Source organism: Micromonospora purpureochromogenes, from assembly GCF_900091515.1.
GTDB classification, from domain to species: domain Bacteria; phylum Actinomycetota; class Actinomycetes; order Mycobacteriales; family Micromonosporaceae; genus Micromonospora; species Micromonospora purpureochromogenes.
In genome coordinates, this window is sequence record NZ_LT607410.1 from 163,689 (window position 1) to 179,476 (window position 15,788).

General features: G+C 75.1%; 15 protein-coding genes. 8 read left to right on the forward strand and 7 right to left on the reverse strand.

Translation table 11 applies throughout. The features are described 5' to 3' along the window. Window positions 1-105 precede the first annotated feature (105 nt). From GA0074696_RS00760 to GA0074696_RS00775, 4 genes are all read left to right on the forward strand, one after another. On the forward strand, window positions 106-1,668 hold the full coding sequence (locus GA0074696_RS00760) for a C40 family peptidase (protein ID WP_088959306.1): 1,563 nt from the start codon (window positions 106-108) through the stop codon (window positions 1,666-1,668). Window positions 1,669-1,805: 137 nt separating this feature from the next. Next, entirely contained in the window at window positions 1,806-3,341 is a 1,536-nt protein-coding gene (locus GA0074696_RS32185; RefSeq protein ID WP_269458701.1) for a hypothetical protein, read from the forward strand. Between the two features lie 232 nt (window positions 3,342-3,573). Beyond that, on the forward strand, window positions 3,574-5,601 hold the full coding sequence (locus GA0074696_RS00770; protein WP_088959307.1) for a DEAD/DEAH box helicase: 2,028 nt from the start codon (window positions 3,574-3,576) through the stop codon (window positions 5,599-5,601). 99 nt (window positions 5,602-5,700) lie between these two features. Continuing rightward, a complete protein-coding gene (locus GA0074696_RS00775) occupies window positions 5,701-6,321 on the forward strand; it encodes a putative glycolipid-binding domain-containing protein (RefSeq protein ID WP_088959308.1) in 621 nt (206 codons plus the stop codon). 10 nt (window positions 6,322-6,331) lie between these two features. Here the strand turns inward: GA0074696_RS00775 and cds1 are convergent, their stop codons facing one another. From cds1 to GA0074696_RS00790, 3 genes are read right to left on the reverse strand one after another with little or no spacing between them, the layout of a single operon-like run. Continuing rightward, entirely contained in the window at window positions 6,332-7,423 is a 1,092-nt protein-coding gene (cds1, locus tag GA0074696_RS00780) for an L-cysteine desulfhydrase Cds1 (RefSeq protein WP_088959309.1), read from the reverse strand. Window positions 7,424-7,445: 22 nt separating this feature from the next. After that, complete coding sequence (locus GA0074696_RS00785; protein ID WP_088959310.1) at window positions 7,446-8,279, reverse strand: SDR family NAD(P)-dependent oxidoreductase; 834 nt, start codon at window positions 8,277-8,279, stop codon at window positions 7,446-7,448. Window positions 8,280-8,325: 46 nt separating this feature from the next. After that, window positions 8,326-8,784 carry an Lrp/AsnC family transcriptional regulator gene (locus GA0074696_RS00790; RefSeq protein ID WP_088959311.1) on the reverse strand — a complete coding sequence of 153 codons (459 nt, stop codon included), beginning with the start codon at window positions 8,782-8,784 and terminating at the stop codon, window positions 8,326-8,328. A gap of 268 nt (window positions 8,785-9,052) precedes the next feature. Between GA0074696_RS00790 and GA0074696_RS00795 the strand changes: the two genes are divergently transcribed. Next, window positions 9,053-9,319, forward strand: coding sequence for a BldC family transcriptional regulator (locus tag GA0074696_RS00795; protein ID WP_088959312.1), 267 nt, complete (start codon window positions 9,053-9,055; stop codon window positions 9,317-9,319). Window positions 9,320-9,390: 71 nt separating this feature from the next. On the opposite strand, the gene GA0074696_RS00800 is transcribed toward GA0074696_RS00795, so the two are convergent. Then, window positions 9,391-10,020, reverse strand: a complete 630-nt coding sequence (locus tag GA0074696_RS00800; protein WP_088959313.1) for a UbiX family flavin prenyltransferase — start codon at window positions 10,018-10,020, stop codon at window positions 9,391-9,393. A gap of 162 nt (window positions 10,021-10,182) precedes the next feature. Between GA0074696_RS00800 and GA0074696_RS00805 the strand changes: the two genes are divergently transcribed. Further along, window positions 10,183-11,139: a terpene synthase family protein gene (locus GA0074696_RS00805; RefSeq protein WP_088959314.1), complete on the forward strand. Its 957-nt coding sequence runs from the start codon at window positions 10,183-10,185 to the stop codon at window positions 11,137-11,139. Window positions 11,140-11,257: 118 nt separating this feature from the next. Here GA0074696_RS00805 and mqnP read toward each other — a convergent pair whose 3' ends face one another. After that, a complete protein-coding gene (gene mqnP / locus GA0074696_RS00810) occupies window positions 11,258-12,169 on the reverse strand; it encodes a menaquinone biosynthesis prenyltransferase MqnP (protein ID WP_088959315.1) in 912 nt (303 codons plus the stop codon). Continuing rightward, window positions 12,169-13,629 carry a menaquinone biosynthesis decarboxylase gene (locus GA0074696_RS00815; protein WP_088964280.1) on the reverse strand — a complete coding sequence of 487 codons (1,461 nt, stop codon included), beginning with the start codon at window positions 13,627-13,629 and terminating at the stop codon, window positions 12,169-12,171. Before GA0074696_RS00815 ends, mqnP begins: the two co-directional genes overlap by 1 nt. Before the next feature lie 172 nt (window positions 13,630-13,801). On the opposite strand from GA0074696_RS00815, the gene GA0074696_RS00820 reads away from it, so the two are divergent. Then, entirely contained in the window at window positions 13,802-14,674 is an 873-nt protein-coding gene (locus GA0074696_RS00820; protein ID WP_088959316.1) for an alpha/beta fold hydrolase, read from the forward strand. 9 nt (window positions 14,675-14,683) lie between these two features. On the opposite strand, the gene GA0074696_RS00825 is transcribed toward GA0074696_RS00820, so the two are convergent. Continuing rightward, the gene (locus tag GA0074696_RS00825) at window positions 14,684-15,238 is read right to left on the reverse strand and encodes a carboxymuconolactone decarboxylase family protein (RefSeq protein ID WP_088959317.1); all 555 of its coding nucleotides are present in this window, start codon (window positions 15,236-15,238) and stop codon (window positions 14,684-14,686) included. A gap of 63 nt (window positions 15,239-15,301) precedes the next feature. On the opposite strand from GA0074696_RS00825, the gene GA0074696_RS00830 reads away from it, so the two are divergent. Then, complete coding sequence (locus tag GA0074696_RS00830) at window positions 15,302-15,778, forward strand: MarR family winged helix-turn-helix transcriptional regulator (protein ID WP_088959318.1); 477 nt, start codon at window positions 15,302-15,304, stop codon at window positions 15,776-15,778. The last annotated feature ends 10 nt before the right edge of the window (window positions 15,779-15,788 follow it).

Genomic DNA, 15,788 nt, shown 5'->3' on the forward strand with positions numbered 1-15,788 from the left:
ACCTGCCTCGGTGCGGTAAGACAGGGTGGGGCGCGACACACACTGGTAGCGTCCCGGTCGCCGCGCCCACCGTGCGCGGCACGAGCGCGCCGGACGGGGAGCGGAATGGTCGACAGCGGGCACGGGCGACGGCAGCGACGACGCAGGAGCCCGGTGATCTCGCCGGTGCTGCGTCCCGCGCTCTGGTCGGCCCTGCTCGGCGCCGTCGCCGCGATGGCCCTGGCCACCCCCGCGTACGCCGAACCGGCGCTGCCCAACGCCGTTCCCGACACCGGCTCCCGCCCGGTGGCCACCGGCGGCCTGCGCCTGCCCGGTGCCGCCCCGGGCCTGCCCGGCGGCGTGACCGGCCTGCCCACCGGCGGGCCGACCCTGCCGGTCGGCGGGGTCGTCGCCAGCCCGCTGCTGGCCCAGATCACCGCCCTCGAGACGCAGAACGGCCAGCTCGGCGACCAGCTGCTCGGGATCCGCCAGCAACGCGACGACGCCCGCACGCAGCTCACCGCCGCCGAGGGTGAGCTGGCCCGGGCCCGCGACGCCCTGGCCGCCGCCCAGCAGCGCGCCGACTCCGTGGCCGCCGACGCCTTCAAGGCCGCCGCCGCCCTGCCGCCCGGCGAGATCGCCGAGGACCTCGAGGGGCTGAGCCGCCTGTCGCGGATCTCCCGCGGCGAGCAGTCCGAGGACACCACCACCGCCGCCGCCGGCGAGCTGTCCCGCACCCGCAGCGCCGAGCAGGTCGCCACCCAGGCGGTCGCCTCCGCGCAGGACCGGGTCCGCCGGGCGGAGGAGCAGTTCACCGCGGTGGAGAAGGCGCTGCGGGAGAACGAGCGGAAGCTGGTCAAGCTCCGCGCGGACAACCAGGCCCAGCTGATCGAGCTGGAACGGCAGCAGGAGGCCGCCGAGCAGAAGCTCGGTGCCGCGTACGTCGAGGGGCAGAGCACCACCGGCCTGATCGCCAGCCCGCAGGCCCTCGCCGCCGTCCGGTACGCGCTGGCGCAGCTCGGCGACCCGTACCTCTGGTCGGCCGAGGGGCCGGACCGGTTCGACTGCTCCGGTCTGATGTGGGCGGCGTACCGCTCGGCCGGCTACTACGACCTGCCCCGCGTCTCCCGGGACCAGTACTACGCCACCCGGGCCCGCTCGGTGGACCGCAGCGCCCTGCTCCCCGGCGACCTGCTCTTCTTCGCCTCGGGCAGCAGCTGGACGACCATCCACCACGTCGGCATGTACATCGGCGGCGGCAAGATGGTGCAGGCACCGTCCACCGGCGACGTCGTCAAGATCTCCACGGTCCGGTGGTCCGGCCTGTACGCCGCCACCCGGGTCGTCGGGGCGGTACCCGCGCCGGCGACCACGCCGCCGCCCGTCACGCCCACCACGCCGGCCCCCCGGCCGACGGGGTCGACGTCGCCGAAGCCGACCACGCCGGCGCCGAAGCCCTCGCCCACCTCCACGACGGTGCCCACCCGGCCGCCGACCACGCCCACCACGCCGCCGGCCTCCCCGTCGCCGTCGCAGAGCCCGTCGCCGTCGCCGAGCCCGTCGGACTCCGGCGCGCCGAGCCCGACGACCAGCAGCGCGGAGCCGAGCACCGCACCGAGCAGCCTGGCTCCGGAGAGCAGCGCCCCCGCGTCGACCTCGGCGTCGGCCGCGGCGAGCACCGGCGCCTGACCCGGCGCGACCCCGCCGACACCCGCCCGGTACGCGCTCCGGCTGTGCCGGCGGGGTGGAATGTGGCACCGTGACATCCAGGCACACCCGGCCCGGTGTCACGGGTTGCGGGTGCGAGCGCGGCGCGGAGGGCGAGCATGGGCGAGCGACAGATTCCGGCGGAGACCGTCGACCGCGGATCCGTGCCCGAACCGGCCGCCACGACCGGTCCCGCCCCGACCGGACGCTCCGGGGTCGACGGGCCGCGGGCGGACATCCCGTCGAGCGCGCCCGGCACCGCCCCGGCCGCACCCTGCACCGCCCCGGCCGCACCCGATGCCTCGCCGGCCGCGTCCGACGGCGGGCCGGCGGCGGACCGCTCGGGAGGCAGCGCGAGCGCGGACGCGCCGCCGGCCGGGTCCCCGCCGTCGCCGTCCGCCGCGCCCGCCCGCGCCCGGGCCAGCGTCGCCACCGTGACCGCGCCACCGCAGGACGGCAGCCTGCCGGGGCCGCCCGCCGCCGGCACCACCTACCGGGCCGGCGCGCCGGAGAGCGACCGGGCCGGCGGGGCGAGCGGCGCCGATCGGGCCGAGGGTGCCGGCTGGGCACGCGTCCCGACCGGCTCCGCCCCCGTCGTGGGCGCCGCGTCGGTACCCGGGCAGCGCGGCGGTGGCTCGACGCCGGGCACCCGGGCCAGCGCCTCCGTCCCGGGGCTGAGCCGGATCTCGGCCGAGGAGGCCACCGCCGGTGCGGCCGACGCGGTCGCCCGGGCCGGTGGCGGAGCCGCCACGGTCTACCGGTCGACGCCGGTCAACCCGGAACCGCCCGAGCCCGCCCAGCCCCCGGAGCCGGCCCAGCCGCCCACCCCGCCGACGCCCGAGCCGGAGCCCGCACCGGCCCCAAAGCCGCCCCGGCCGGCGCCCCCGCCCACGCCCGCCCCGCCCGCCCCGACGCCGCTCCCGGAACCGCCGGCGCCCGGGCCGTTCCCCCCGCCGGCGCCCCCGCTGCCGCGCCCGACCCCGCCCGGTCCGCGGCCGACCCCGCCCGGGCCGGTCCCGCCCGTGCCCGGCCCGCCGGTACCCCCGCCCGGGCCGGCGGTGCCCCCGCCGCCGCCCCCGCCGGGCCCGATGCCGGCCCCGCCGTTCCCGCCGCCGCCGGCCATGCCGGGTGCGGGCACGCCGGTCTCCGCCCCGCCCGCCGCCGCGCCGCCGTTCCGGGCCGCCGCCCAGGTCTCCGCGCCGCCGTTCCGGGCCGCCGCCCAGGTCTCCGCGCCACCCGCCCGGGCCGCCGCGCCCGCCTCGGCCCCGCCGGCCGCGCCGGTCCGGCCGGCGTCGGTCCCGCCGGCCGTCGAGCGCCCCGCCTGGGGTACGCCGTCCGCCGGCGGCCCCGGCCAGCCCGGTACGCCCTACCGGGGCGGCCCGGACCTGGCCAGCACCGTCTACGGCGGCACCGAGGGGCCCGGCTTCGCCACGGTGTCCTTCCCGGCCGGCAACCCGCTGGAGAACTCCGGCTCGCTGACCGGGCACATCCTGGCCCAGGGCTGGGCCGACACGCCCGCCGAACGGTCCCGCACCACCCGGGTGGTGGTCGTCCTGGCGGCCTCGCTGGGGCTGCTGGTGGCGATCAGCGTGCTGGTCGTCCTGCTCGCCAACGACGCCATGGACGGCCTGGTGGGCAACGTCCTGAACAAGTGAACGGGGGCGGTTCGGGCCACCCCGTCCCGGTTGCGCGCGTAGGCGGGGCGAGGGTGAGCCCGCCCACTACCCCCTCGCGATCGACTGGCGGCGTCGCCGGACCGCCGTACACTTGTGGAGATCACTGACCCGGCGCGCCTGGTGCGCGCCCATGGGCGATCTTGCGGGCGATTCGGCGGCGTGCAGCCGCAGCGGGCCATCGCGAAGATGCGCCCCGCTCGAAAGGCATTTCTTGACCACCTTCGCTGACCCCGGCACCACTCCGTCCGTCCTCGACCCGACCGTCGGGGACACTCCCGCCGCCGACGTCGACTTCGCCGACCTCGGCCTGCCCCGGCCGCTGGTCGAGGCGCTCGCCCGGCAGGGCATCACCACCCCGTTCGAGATCCAGCGGGCCACCATGCCCGACGCGCTCGCCGGCCGGGACGTGCTCGGCCGGGGCCAGACCGGCTCCGGCAAGACCCTCGCCTTCGGGCTGCCGCTGATCGCCCGGCTCGCCGACCGCAACCGGGCCCGGCCGCTGCACCCCCGGGCCCTGGTGCTGGTCCCCACCCGGGAACTCGCCATGCAGGTCAACGACGCCCTGATGCCGCTCGGCAAGGCCGTCGGCATCTTCCTCAAGACCGCCGTCGGCGGGGTGCCCTACGACCGGCAGATCGACGCGCTGCGCCGTGGCGTGGAGATCGTCGTGGCCACCCCGGGCCGGCTCGGTGACCTGATCAACCGGGGCGTGTGCCGCCTGGACGACGTCGAGGTGACCGTCCTCGATGAGGCCGACCAGATGGCCGACATGGGCTTCCTGCCCGAGGTGACCCAGCTGCTGGCGAAGACGCCGGCGGGCGGCCAGCGGCTGCTCTTCTCGGCCACCCTGGACGGTGACGTGGACTCGCTGGTCAAGCGGTTCATGACCGACCCGGTGACCCACTCGACCGCACCGTCGACCGCCTCGGTGTCCACCATGGACCACCACATGCTGCTGATCCCGCCGCACGACAAGTTCGCGGTGGCGGCGTCCATCGCGGCCCGCGACGGCCGGACCATGCTCTTCGCGCGTACCCAGCTCGGGGTGGACCGGCTGGTCGAGCAGCTCGCCGCGGTGGGCGTACGGGCCGGTGGCCTGCACGGTGGCAAGACCCAGCGGATGCGTACCAAGACGCTGGCCGAGTTCCGCGAGGGCCGGATGAACGTCCTGGTCGCCACGGACGTGGCCGCCCGGGGCATCCACGTCGACGGGGTCTCCCTGGTGCTGCACATCGACCCGCCGAAGGACCCGAAGGACTACCTGCACCGCGCGGGCCGTACCGCCCGGGCCGGCGAGTCCGGCGCGGTGGCGACCCTGGTGCTGCCCAAGCAGCGCCGCACCACGCTGGCGATGATGGAGAAGGCCGGCGTCGCGCCGGCCGAGACCCGGGTCCGCGTCGGCGACCCGACCCTGGCCGAGCTGACCGGTGCCCGCGAGCCGAGCGGCGTCCCGGTCCGCGAGGAGCCGGAGCCGCGCCGCGCCGCCGGGCAGCGCCGCTACGGCGACCGCCCGGACCGGGGCGAGCGGCGTTACGGCGACCGGCCGACCGGCGAGCGCCGGTTCGGTGACCGGGACGGGCGCGGCGAGCGCTTCGGCGAGCGCCGCTTCGACCGCCCGGCGGGCGAGCGTTCCTTCGGCGACCGGGCCCAGCGCGGCTTTGGCGACCGCACCGACCGCCCGGCCGGCGAGCGTTCCTTCGGCGACCGGGGCCAGCGCGGCTTCGGCGATCGCACCGACCGTCCCGCCGGCGAGCGTTCCTTCGGCGACCGGGGCCAGCGCGGCTTCGGCGATCGCACCGACCGCCCGGCCGGCGAGCGTTCCTTCGGCGACCGGGGCGACCGGGGTTACGCCGACCGCCCCCAGGGCGAGCGGCGCTACGGCGACCGGGACGGGCGCGGCGAGCGCTTCGGTGAGCGGCGCTTCGACGGCCGGAGCGACCGCCCGGCGGGCGAGCGTTCCTTCGGTGACCGGGGCGAGCGGCGCTTCGACGGCCGGGGTGACCGGCCGGCCGGCGACCGCTCGTTCGGCGACCGGGGCCAGCGCGGCTTCGGCGACCGCACCGACCGTCCGGCCGGCGAGCACCGCTACGGCGACCGGCCGCAGGGCGAGCGTCGCTTCGGCGGCGAGCAGCGCGGCACCGAGCGCCGGGGCGGGTTCGGCCCCGAGGCACGGGGCGACGACCGGCCGCGCGACGACCGGCGTGGCTTCGGCGGCCGGCCGCCGGCGCGTACCCACTGATCCGTCCGACCACCCGGAACGCCGTCGCGGAGCTCGCGCTCCGCGGCGGCGTTTCCGCATGCGCTGCCGGCGTCGGCCGGCTGGCGTAACGTCCGAATCATGCCGAGGTCACTCTTCTGGCGCCGGACGGACATCGCCGGTGCCGAGCACGCCGTCCTGGACGACGGCCCCGGGTTCGTCGCCCACGGCACCCAGGTCGCCGTGGACCCGATCCCCTGGACGTGCCGCTACCAGCTGAGCGCCGGCGCGGACGGGGCCACCAGGTCGCTGGAGGTGACGGCCGAGGGGGCGGGCTGGTCGCGGCGGGTGCGGCTGGAGCGCGGCGCGGACGGCTGGCGGGTGACCACCGCCGAGCAGGGCGACCTCGACGCGGCGCTGCGGGCCGCCGGGCAGCCACCGGCCGGGCTGCCGGGCGCCGACGACCCCGACCGGCTGTACGACGCCCTCGACGTCGACCTCAGCGGGTCGCCGTTCTTCAACGCCCTGCCGGTCCGGCGACTGGGCCTGACCGGGGCGACGCCGGACCTCCCGCACACGGTCACCGTGGCCTGGGTGCTGGCGCCCAGCCTGGAGGTGGTCCCCGCCGAGCAGGTCTACACCCCGCTCGGGCCGGGACGGGTCCGGTTCGCCAGCGACGGCTTCCGCGCCGAGCTGACCCTCGACGCCGACGGCCTGGTGCTGCACTATCCCGGGCTGGCCGAGCGGGTCGCCGCCCGCTGAGCCGACCGGTTCAGGCCGGCCAGGCGCCGCTGTCGAGGAACCGTTCGATCGTGGCCAGGTGCGGGGCCGGGTCCAGCCCCTGCGCGGCCACCCAGTCGTCGTCGTAGTAGGTGTGGGCGTAGCGGTCGCCGGCATCGCAGATCAGGGTGACCACCGAGCCGGTCCGCCCGGCGGCGAGCATCTCGGCGATCAGCCCGAAGGCGCCCCAGAGGTTGGTGCCGGTGGAGCCGCCGACCCGGCGGCCGAGCACGGCCGAGCCGGCGCGCATGGCGGCCAGCGAGGCGGCGTCCGGGACCTGGGTCATCCGGTCCACCACCGAGGGCAGGAAGGACGCCTCGACGGTCGGCCGCCCGATCCCCTCGATCCGGGAGCCGCGACCGGTGCGCACCGACCAGTCGGCGGCCTGCCAGGCCGGGTAGAACGCCGAGTTCTCCGGGTCGACCACGCAGAGCTTGGTGGGCAGCCGCCGGTAGCGGGCGTACCGGCCGATGGTGGCGCTGGTGCCGCCGGTGCCGGCGCCCACCACGACCCAGGCCGGGATCGGGTGCCGCTCCAGCGAGAGCTGCGCGTAGATCGACTCGGCGATGTTGTTGTTGCCCCGCCAGTCGGTGGCCCGCTCGGCGTAGGTGAACTGGTCCATGAAGTGTCCGCCGCTGTCCTCGGCCAGCCAGCGCGCCTCGATCACCACCTTGGCCGGGTCCTCGACCAGGTGGCAGCGCCCGCCGTGGAACTCGATCTGGGCGATCTTCTCGGGTGAGGTGGAGGCGGGCATCACCGCCACGAACGGCAGCTCCAGCATCCGGGCGAAGTACGCCTCGGAGACCGCCGTGGAGCCGGAGGACGCCTCGATGATGGTGGTCTCCGGGCCGATCCAGCCGTTGCAGAGCCCGTAGAGGAAGAGCGAGCGGGCCAGCCGGTGCTTGAGCGAGCCGGTGGGGTGGACCGACTCGTCCTTGAGGTAGAGGTCGATCCCCCAGGCCCGGGGCAGCGGGAAGGGCAGCAGGTGGGTGTCGGCGGAGCGGTTGGCGTCCGCCTCGACCGCGGCGATCGCCTCGGTCACCCAGGTCCGGCTGGCCTCGTCGCACCGGTCGAGATGAGTCACGCCGGCAACGTTACAAGTGAGCTCAGCTCCCGTCCGGCCCGACCCGGTGCCGCTGCCGGCGCTGCCCGGCCCGCCCGGCGGCCCGGACCACCGGAGTCAGCGCGAGCGCCAGCCGCGGCAGCGCGTCCAGCAGCCGTACCTGCACGCCGCGCCAGCGCGGCAGGCTGACCACCGGGCGGGGGTGCCGGGCCAGCCGGGCGGCCCGCGCCGCGACCCGCTGCGGGGTCAGCATCGTCCCGGTGAAGGAGGCCAGCGCCCCCGGGTCGTCGAGCCGGTCGTGCAGCATCGGCGTCCAGATCCCGTCCGGGCACAGGCACGACACGTGTACGTCGGTCAGGCCGGCCATCCGCAGGTCGGCCAGGGTGCCGAGGCTGAACGCCAGCAGCGCGTGCTTGCTGGCCGCGTAGACGGTCTCGCCCGGCGCGGCGATCAGGCCGGCGAGGGAGACGACGTTGAGCACGTGCCCGTGCCCCTGCGCGCGCATCACGGCCAGCGCGGCCAGGGTGCCGGTCATCGCGCCGAGCGCGTTCACCTCGACCACCCGTCGCCGGGTCGCCGCGTCGTGCTCCCAGGACGGCCCGGTGACCAGGATGCCGGCGTTGTTGACCCAGAGCCCGAGCCCACCGGCCGTCCCGCCGGCCGCCTCGGCGGCGACCCCGGCGCAGGCCGCCTCGTCGCGCACGTCCAGCGCCCGGGACCAGCCACCGAGCGGCGCGGCGGCGGTGGCGGCCACGCCGGCGTCCAGGTCGGTCAGGAGTACGGTCCAGCCGTCGGCGTACAGCGCGGCGGCGATGGCCCGCCCCAGCCCGCCGGCCGCACCGGTGACCACGGCGGCGCCGCGTACGGGGGTCGTCATCGGCGCAAGGTATCGCCGCCGGGCGGGCGACGCCAGAGCCGGACGGTCAGCTCCCGGGCGACCCGAGCGGCTGTGGGCGGTTCTCCCACTTGGTTGACAGGGCGATGCCCGTGCGGGTGGACGCCACGCCCGGGGTGCGGTTGAGCCGCACGATCAGCGCCTCCAGCTCGGCGATCGTGCCGACCCGCGCCTTGAGCAGGAAGGACTCGACGCCGGCCATGAAGTAGCAGGACTCGATCTCGGGCATCTGGCGGAACGCCTCCAGCACGTCGTCGGTGTCCCCGCCGGAGTCCTCGACGATGCCGATCAGCGCGGTCACGCCGAGCCCGACCGCCTCCGGCTCCACCTCCGCCCGGTACGCCCGGATAACGCCGCTTGACTCCAGCTTGCCGACCCGCTCGTGCACGGCCGGGGCGGAGAGGCCGACCTGCCGGGCGAGTTCGGCGTACGACAGTCGGGCGTTGCCCCGCAGCAGGTCGACGAGGCTCAGGTCGATGGCGTCCACGGAAGGTGACCCTAGCCGTCCGGGCGTAACGTCGGACGGCCGGCACCCGTTGAACATGACAACACGTAACTATGTGCAGACTCAGCGTGATGGAGGCCGGACCCGGGTAATATTTCCTAACTTCCCACTCAGTGCGTTTTTCGCGTTTGGCGGACAGGCCAGGTCGCTGGTGCTGTAATTGCCATACGTCCCTCATGACGGCTCTGGGCTCGCACCGGCCGGGGGCAGTGTGTTCAGCCGGGGGCTTCGTCGACGCGAGGAGGGGGCTGTGGACACTGGAGATCGCCTGCTGACACCGGGTGAGGTCGCCGCGTTGTTTCGGGTTGACCCGAAGACTGTGACGCGATGGGCGGCGGCCGGCCGGATCGGCAGCATCCGGACTCCAGGCGGGCATCGCCGGTTTCGGGAATCCGAGGTGCGGGCCCTGCTGGAAGGGGAGGGCATGCTGGACGAGGGGGAGGACATCGGCAAGCCGCGCAATGTCGGTCCCGCCGCCTCGACCGGACCGGGGCCGGCCAACGCCGGGATGTACTGAATGGTGCGAGACGGATCGCGGGCCGGCCGACAGGTCCGGTCCGCGCCCGTCTGAGGCGAGGTTCCGCTTCGCTACGACCGGTCGGCGGCCAACTGCCCCGACCACCGCCGGAACAACGTGTGCGGCACGCCGAGCGCGTCCAGCACCTTGCCGGCCACGAAGTCGACCAACTGCGCTGCGGTGGCCGAGGCGCCGGAGCCGTAGAAGCCCGGACTGGCCGGCACTACCACCGCTCCGGCGTCGTGCAACGCGATCAGGTGCTCCAGGTGGCTGCGGGTCACCGGCGTCTCCCGGGGCACCACCACCACCGGCCGGCGCTCCTTGAGGTTGACCTCGGCCGCGCGCTGCAACAGGTCCTTGGAGAGCCCGATGGCGATGCCGGCGCAGGCGGCCGTGCTCGCCGGCACCACCGCCATCCCGCGTACCCGGTAGGAGCCGCTGCTCGGGCCGGCGGCGATGTCACCGGCCGGCCAGTGCCGCACGTCGGCGTCGGCCAGGTCGCGGCCCAGCCAGGCGGCCAGGTCCTCGGCCCAGTGGCCGTCCCGGAACGGGCGGCCGGTCTCGTCGAGCACGGTCAGCCGGGCGGCCCGGGAGACGATCAGGTCCACCGGCTCGCCGGCGTCGAGCAGCCCGTTGACGACCGCCGCCGCGTACGGGGTGCCGGACGCGCCGGAGACCCCGACCACCCATGGTTCGCGCATGTCGTCCAGCCTGCCTGGTCGCCGCCGCGCCCCGCCCGGCGACCCCCCGACCACTGCGCTGCGTGTCGCCGCGGCAGCCCGCTGTGCGCCGGGACGGCGGGAGCGCGGTGGACCTGCCATGCTGCCGTCGGCGGCCCACGCCGCACGGAAAGGGATCGAGCCATGGTCGAGGAGGTGCTCCGGTCGCTGCGGGCCGCGTGCCCGATCCCGCCCCGGCTCTCGCCGTACGCGGACCCGGTGCAGGAGTGGCTGCTGGACCGGCTGCCCCGGCTGGGCGTACCGCTGAACTCCAGCGCCCGGGAGCGGCTGGACCGGGCCGGCTTCGCCCGGTACGCGGGCCGGCTCTACCCGGACGCCAGCGAGCCGGACCTGCGTACCCTGGCCGCCCTGTTCACCTGGTTCTTCCTGGTCGACGACGCCTGCGACGGGCCGGACCGGTTCGCGCCGGAGCAGATCAGGGCGCTGCGGGCCGGGGCGTTGAGCCTGCTGCGGGACGGCCCACGCCGGCGGCACCCCGGGTTCGGCGGGCCGCTGCGCCGGCTGCTGGTCGACGCCTGGCGGGCGCCCCGGCGCCGGATGCCGGCCCGCTGGCGGCTGCGCTTCGCCGACGCGGTCGCCGACCACCTGGACGGCACGTGGCGGGAGTCGGTCGCCAAGGACCTCGGGCGGCGCCCCTCGGTGGCCGAGTACGTGCAGTTGCGCCGGGCGACGTCGGCGGCGTACGTCTCGTACCCGCTGATCGAGTTCGCCACCGGGCGGCCGTTGCCCGACCCGGTATACCACCACCCGGCGCTGCGCCGGATCGGCGAGCTCGGCAACGACCTGCTCTCCTGGTACAACGACCTCGCCTCGCTGAAGCGGGACCGGGCCACCTCCGGCGGGCACAACCTGGTGCTGGCGGTGGCCGACGAGCGGCGGGTGCCGCTGGACACCGCCGTGGACCTGATCGCCGAGCGCTGGCGGGCGGCGATGGACCACTTCGTGGCGCTCCGCGCCGGCGTGCCGTCCTTCGGCCCCGCCCTGGACCCGGCCGTCACCACCCACCTCGACGGCGTCGCCAACGCCGTCCGCGGCACCCTCGACTGGACCCTCGAGAGCGCCCGCTACCCCACCCCCTGACCTCCCGCCCCCACCCTCTCCTTGCGCGCTTTTTCCCGGAAAACGTGGCCTTCGCGCGCCGAATAGCCACGCTTTCTCAGAAAGAGCGCGCCTCTTGGGTGGGGCGGGGTGGGGTCGGTCAGGGGTGGAGGTGGAGGCGGATGGTGAGGTCGAGCAGGGCGAAGAGGAAGAGGGCGATGCCGACGAAGCCGTTCGCGGTGAAGAACGCCCGGTTGACCTTGCTCAGGTCGGTGGGGCTGACCACCACGTGCTGGTAGCCGAAGGCGAGGGCGGTGAACGCCAGGCCGATCCACCACAGCCAGCCGAAGCCGACCAGCGCGCCGAACCAGATGAACAGCGCGAAGGTGACCACGTGCGCGACGGTGGAGGCGTGCAGCGCGAAGCGCCGGCCGTACCGGGCCGGGACGCTGTGCACGCCGATCTCCCGGTCGACGTCGGCGTCCTGGCAGGCGTAGATCAGGTCGAAGCCGCCGATCCAGAGCCCCACCGCCGCACCGAGCAGCCAGGCCGGCCAGGAGCCGTCCAGGGTGCCGGTGACCGCGAGCCAGGCGCCGACCGGGCCGACCGCCTGGGCGATCGCCAGGATGGCGTGCGGCCAGTTGGTGAACCGCTTGCCGTAGGGGTAGACGACCAGCGGGATCACCGCGAGCGGCGCGAGCACCAGGCAGAGCGGGTTGAGCAGCGCCGCGGCGGCCAGGAAGACCACCAGCGCGACGGCCGCGCCGGTCCAGGCCGTGCGCACGCTCACCGCCCCGGTGACCAGCTCCCGGTTCGCGGTACGCGGGTTCCGGGCGTCGATCCGCCGGTCGAGGATGCGGTTGGCGGCCATCGCGAAGGTCCGCGCCCCGACCATCGCCACGGTGATCAGCAGCAGGTCGAGCCAGCGCACCCGCCCGCCGTCGACCCGCATCGCGGTCAGCGCCGACAGGTACGCGAAGGGCAGTGCGAAGACGGAGTGCTCGATGGCGACGAGCTTGAGGAACGACTTGATCCGGCCCGGCTTCTCGGCCGGCGCGTCGAGGACCGCCATCAGATTCCGTACTCCTTCCAGCGCTTGTCGACCAGGGAGGCGACCTCCGGCGACATGGTCATCTCCTCCGGCCAGCCCCGGGTGTAGCCCTCGGCGGGCAGCTTGCGGGTCGCGTCGACGCCGGCCTTGCCGCCCCAGAACTGCTGGTACGACGAGTGGTCGAGGTGGTCCACCGGCCCCTCGGTGAGCAGCAGGTCGCGGGCGTAGTCGACGTTGCCGAAGGCGCGGAAGGCGACCTCGTTGTAGTCGTGCACGTCGCAGTCCTCGTCGACGATCACGATCAGCTTGGTCAGCGACATCAGGTGCGCGCCCCAGATCGCGTTCATCACCTTCTGCGCGTGCTTCGGGTAGCGCTTGCGGATCGACACGATCGCGCAGTTGTGGAAGACCCCGGCGGCCGGCAGGTCGTAGTCGACGATGTCCGGGATCAGCAACTTGAGCAGCGGCTGGAAGATCCGCTCGGTGGCCTTGCCCAGGCCGTGGTCCTCCTGCGGCGGCTTGGAGGTGACGATCGAGTGGTACACCGGGTTGCGCTGCATGGTCATCGCCTCGATGTGCAGCACCGGGAACGGCTCGACCGGGGTGTAGAAACCGGTGTGGTCGCCGAACGGCCCCTCGGGCAGCCGCTCGCCGGGCTCCAGGTAGCCCTCCAGCACGATCTGGGCGTGCGCGGGCACCTGCAACGGCACGGTGAGGCAGTCGACCATCTCGACCCGCTCGCCGCGCAGGAATCCGGCGAACAGGTACTCGTCGATGTCGCCGGGCAGCGGTGCGCTCGCCGCGTAGCTGACCACCGGGTCGCAGCCGATGGCGACGGCCACCGGCAGCCGCTGCCCGAGCCGCTCGGCGACGGCGTGGTGCGCGGTGGAGTCCTTGTGGATCTGCCAGTGCATGCCCAGCGTGTTGCGGCTGTGCTGCTGGAGGCGGTAGAGCCCGAGGTTGCGCTTGCCGGTCTCCGGGTGCTTGGTGTGGGTCAGCCCGTAGTTGTGGAAGATCCCGCCGTCGCCGGGCCAGACCTGCAGGCCGGGCAGCCGGTTCAGGTCCACGTCCTCGCCGCGGTAGACCACCTGCTGGCAGGGGGCGGTCTTCACCTTGCGCGGCGGCACCGACTTGAGCTGCATGACCTTGCCCAGACCCTCACGGATGCCGGACCAGCCGACCGGCAGCTCCGGCTTGACCAGCGCGCCGATCCGGTCGCCGATCTCGTCCAGCGACTCGACGCCGAGCGCCATCGCCATCCGCTTCTCGGTGCCGAAGAGGTTGATCGCCACCGGCATCTCGCCCCGGGTGGGCCGCTCGAAGAGCAGCGCCGGGCCGCCCGCCCGGACGGTCCGGGTGACCACCTCGCTGATCTCCAGCGTGGGGTCGACCGGGACGCTCACCCGCCGCAGCTCGCCCGCGCGCTCCAGCGCCGCGAGGAAGTCCTTGAGATCGGTGTACGGGAAGCCACGAGCCGCCATGCCGCCAGTCTCCCGCACCCCGGGACGGCCCGCCCACGCCGGGTCGGCCCGGGCGGTGTGCGTCTCCCCACGCATCCGGCACACGACGCGGCGGCGAAGTCCCGGCCGGGCCGGACGGCATGGGCGGTGGCCGGCCGGGTAGTCGAGGCGCCGGTCGAGACGGGGAGCGGCGATGAGCGACGGGCGGGTACCGGCGGGGTTCTCCGAGCAGCGGGCACAGGTCGGCGACGTGGCGATGAACTACGTCCGGGGCGGCCGGGGACCCACCCTGGTGCTGCTGCACGGCTATCCGCAGTGCTGGCGGATGTGGCGTCACCTGCTGCCCGGGCTGGGGCGGTCGTACGAGGTGGTCGCGCCCGACCTGCGCGGCTTCGGCGGCAGCAACGCCCCGCCCGGCGGGTACGACAAGAAGACCCTCGCGGCCGACCTGCACGGGCTGCTGACCGGGCTCGGCCTGACCGGCGACATCCGGCTGGTCGGCCACGACCTGGGCACCATGGTCGCCTACGCCTACGCCGCCGCCCACCCCGACAAGGTGTCCCGGCTGGTGCTGACCGAGGCTCCCATCCCGGACGAGAGCATCTACGCCTTCCCCGCGCTGAGCAGCGCCGGGCCGGCGGTGTGGAACTTCGGCTTCTTCAACGTGACGAACGGTCTGCCCGAGGAGCTGATCGTCGGCCGGGAGACGCTCTGGGTGGAGCGCTTCACCGACTCGATCATGGTGAACAAGGGCAGCCTCGGGCCGGAGGACGTCGAGGAGTACGCCGGACACCTGCGCGACCCGGCCCACCTGCGGGCCAGCTTCGCGTACTTCCGGGCGTTCGGACAGGACGTCGCGGACAACGCCGCGTACCGGGCGACGAAGCTGCCCATGCCGGTGCTCGCCGTCGGCGCCCGGGCCAGCCTCGGCGAGCAGGTGGCCGACCAGGTCCGCCGGTACGCCGGCACAGTTACCGGCGAGGTGGTCGAGGACTGCGGCCACTGGCTCTTCGAGGAGCGGCCGGCGGAGCTGGCTGCTCTGGTGCTGCCGTTCCTGCGGGACTGAGCCCGCCGGTCAGGCGGCCGGCGCCCAGGCGTATCCGGCCAGGGCGGGGTCGAGCGGCGCGTCGGTGAGCCGGTTGGCGAAGGTGGAGATCGTGTACGTGCCGACGCCGAGCACCACGTCGAGGGCGTGCCGGGGCAGCCAGCCGGCGTCGAGGAACGCGTGCAGCTCCCCGTCCGGCACCGCGCCCCGGTGGTCGAGCACGGCGAGGGTGAACCGGCGCAGCGCCTCCAGTCTCGGATCGGCCAGCGGCGCGCCGTCCCGCAGCGCGGCGACCAGCTCCGGGTCCACGCCCTGCCGGGTGAGGGTGGCGGTGTGCATCGCCACGCAGACGTGGCACTCGTTGCGGGTGGCGACGGTCAGCACCACGACCTCGCGCTCGACCGGGTCGAGGTCGGTGGACTCGAAGGTGGCGTTGGCGGTGAGGAAGCCCTTGAGCAGCTCGGGTGACTCGGCCATCCGGGCGACGGCCTCGGGGAGGCGACCGAGCTTGCGCTGCACGCCGGCCATGGTGGGGCGGGCGGCGGCGGGCGCGGTCTCGGCGGTGTGGGCGGTGAAGACGGACATGGCGGAACCCCTCGGGTACGATAGTCAACGTGGTTGACCAAATAGTAAACGAGGTTGTCGAACATGACAACGCCTGAGTCCGACCGACCCGGCTTCGTGTTGCCGCTGCTGCTGCTGGCCGGCTTCCGGACCCTCATCGACGACCTGCACGCCGAGCTGGCCAAGCAGGGGCACCCGGACCTGCGGCCGCTGCACGGTTTCGTCCTGCAGGCCGTCGGCGTCGACGGCACCACCGCCGGCGATCTGGGCCAGCGCCTCGGCGTCTCCAAGCAGGCCGCCGGCAAGACCGTCGACCGGCTGGTCGCGCTCGGCTACCTGGAACGCGCCGACGACCCCGCCGACGCCCGGCGCAAGCTGGTGCGGATGACCGAGCGGGGCGCGGACGGGCTACGCCGCTCGGCGGTCGTCTTCGACGCGCTGCGCGAGCGCTGGGCGGCCACCCTCGGCGCGGAGCGGGTCAGCGCGATGGAGGACGACCTGCGCGCGATCGCCCAGCCCAACTTCTTCCGCCTCGACGTCCCCGGCTGGTTCGGCGGCTGACCCGCCGAGT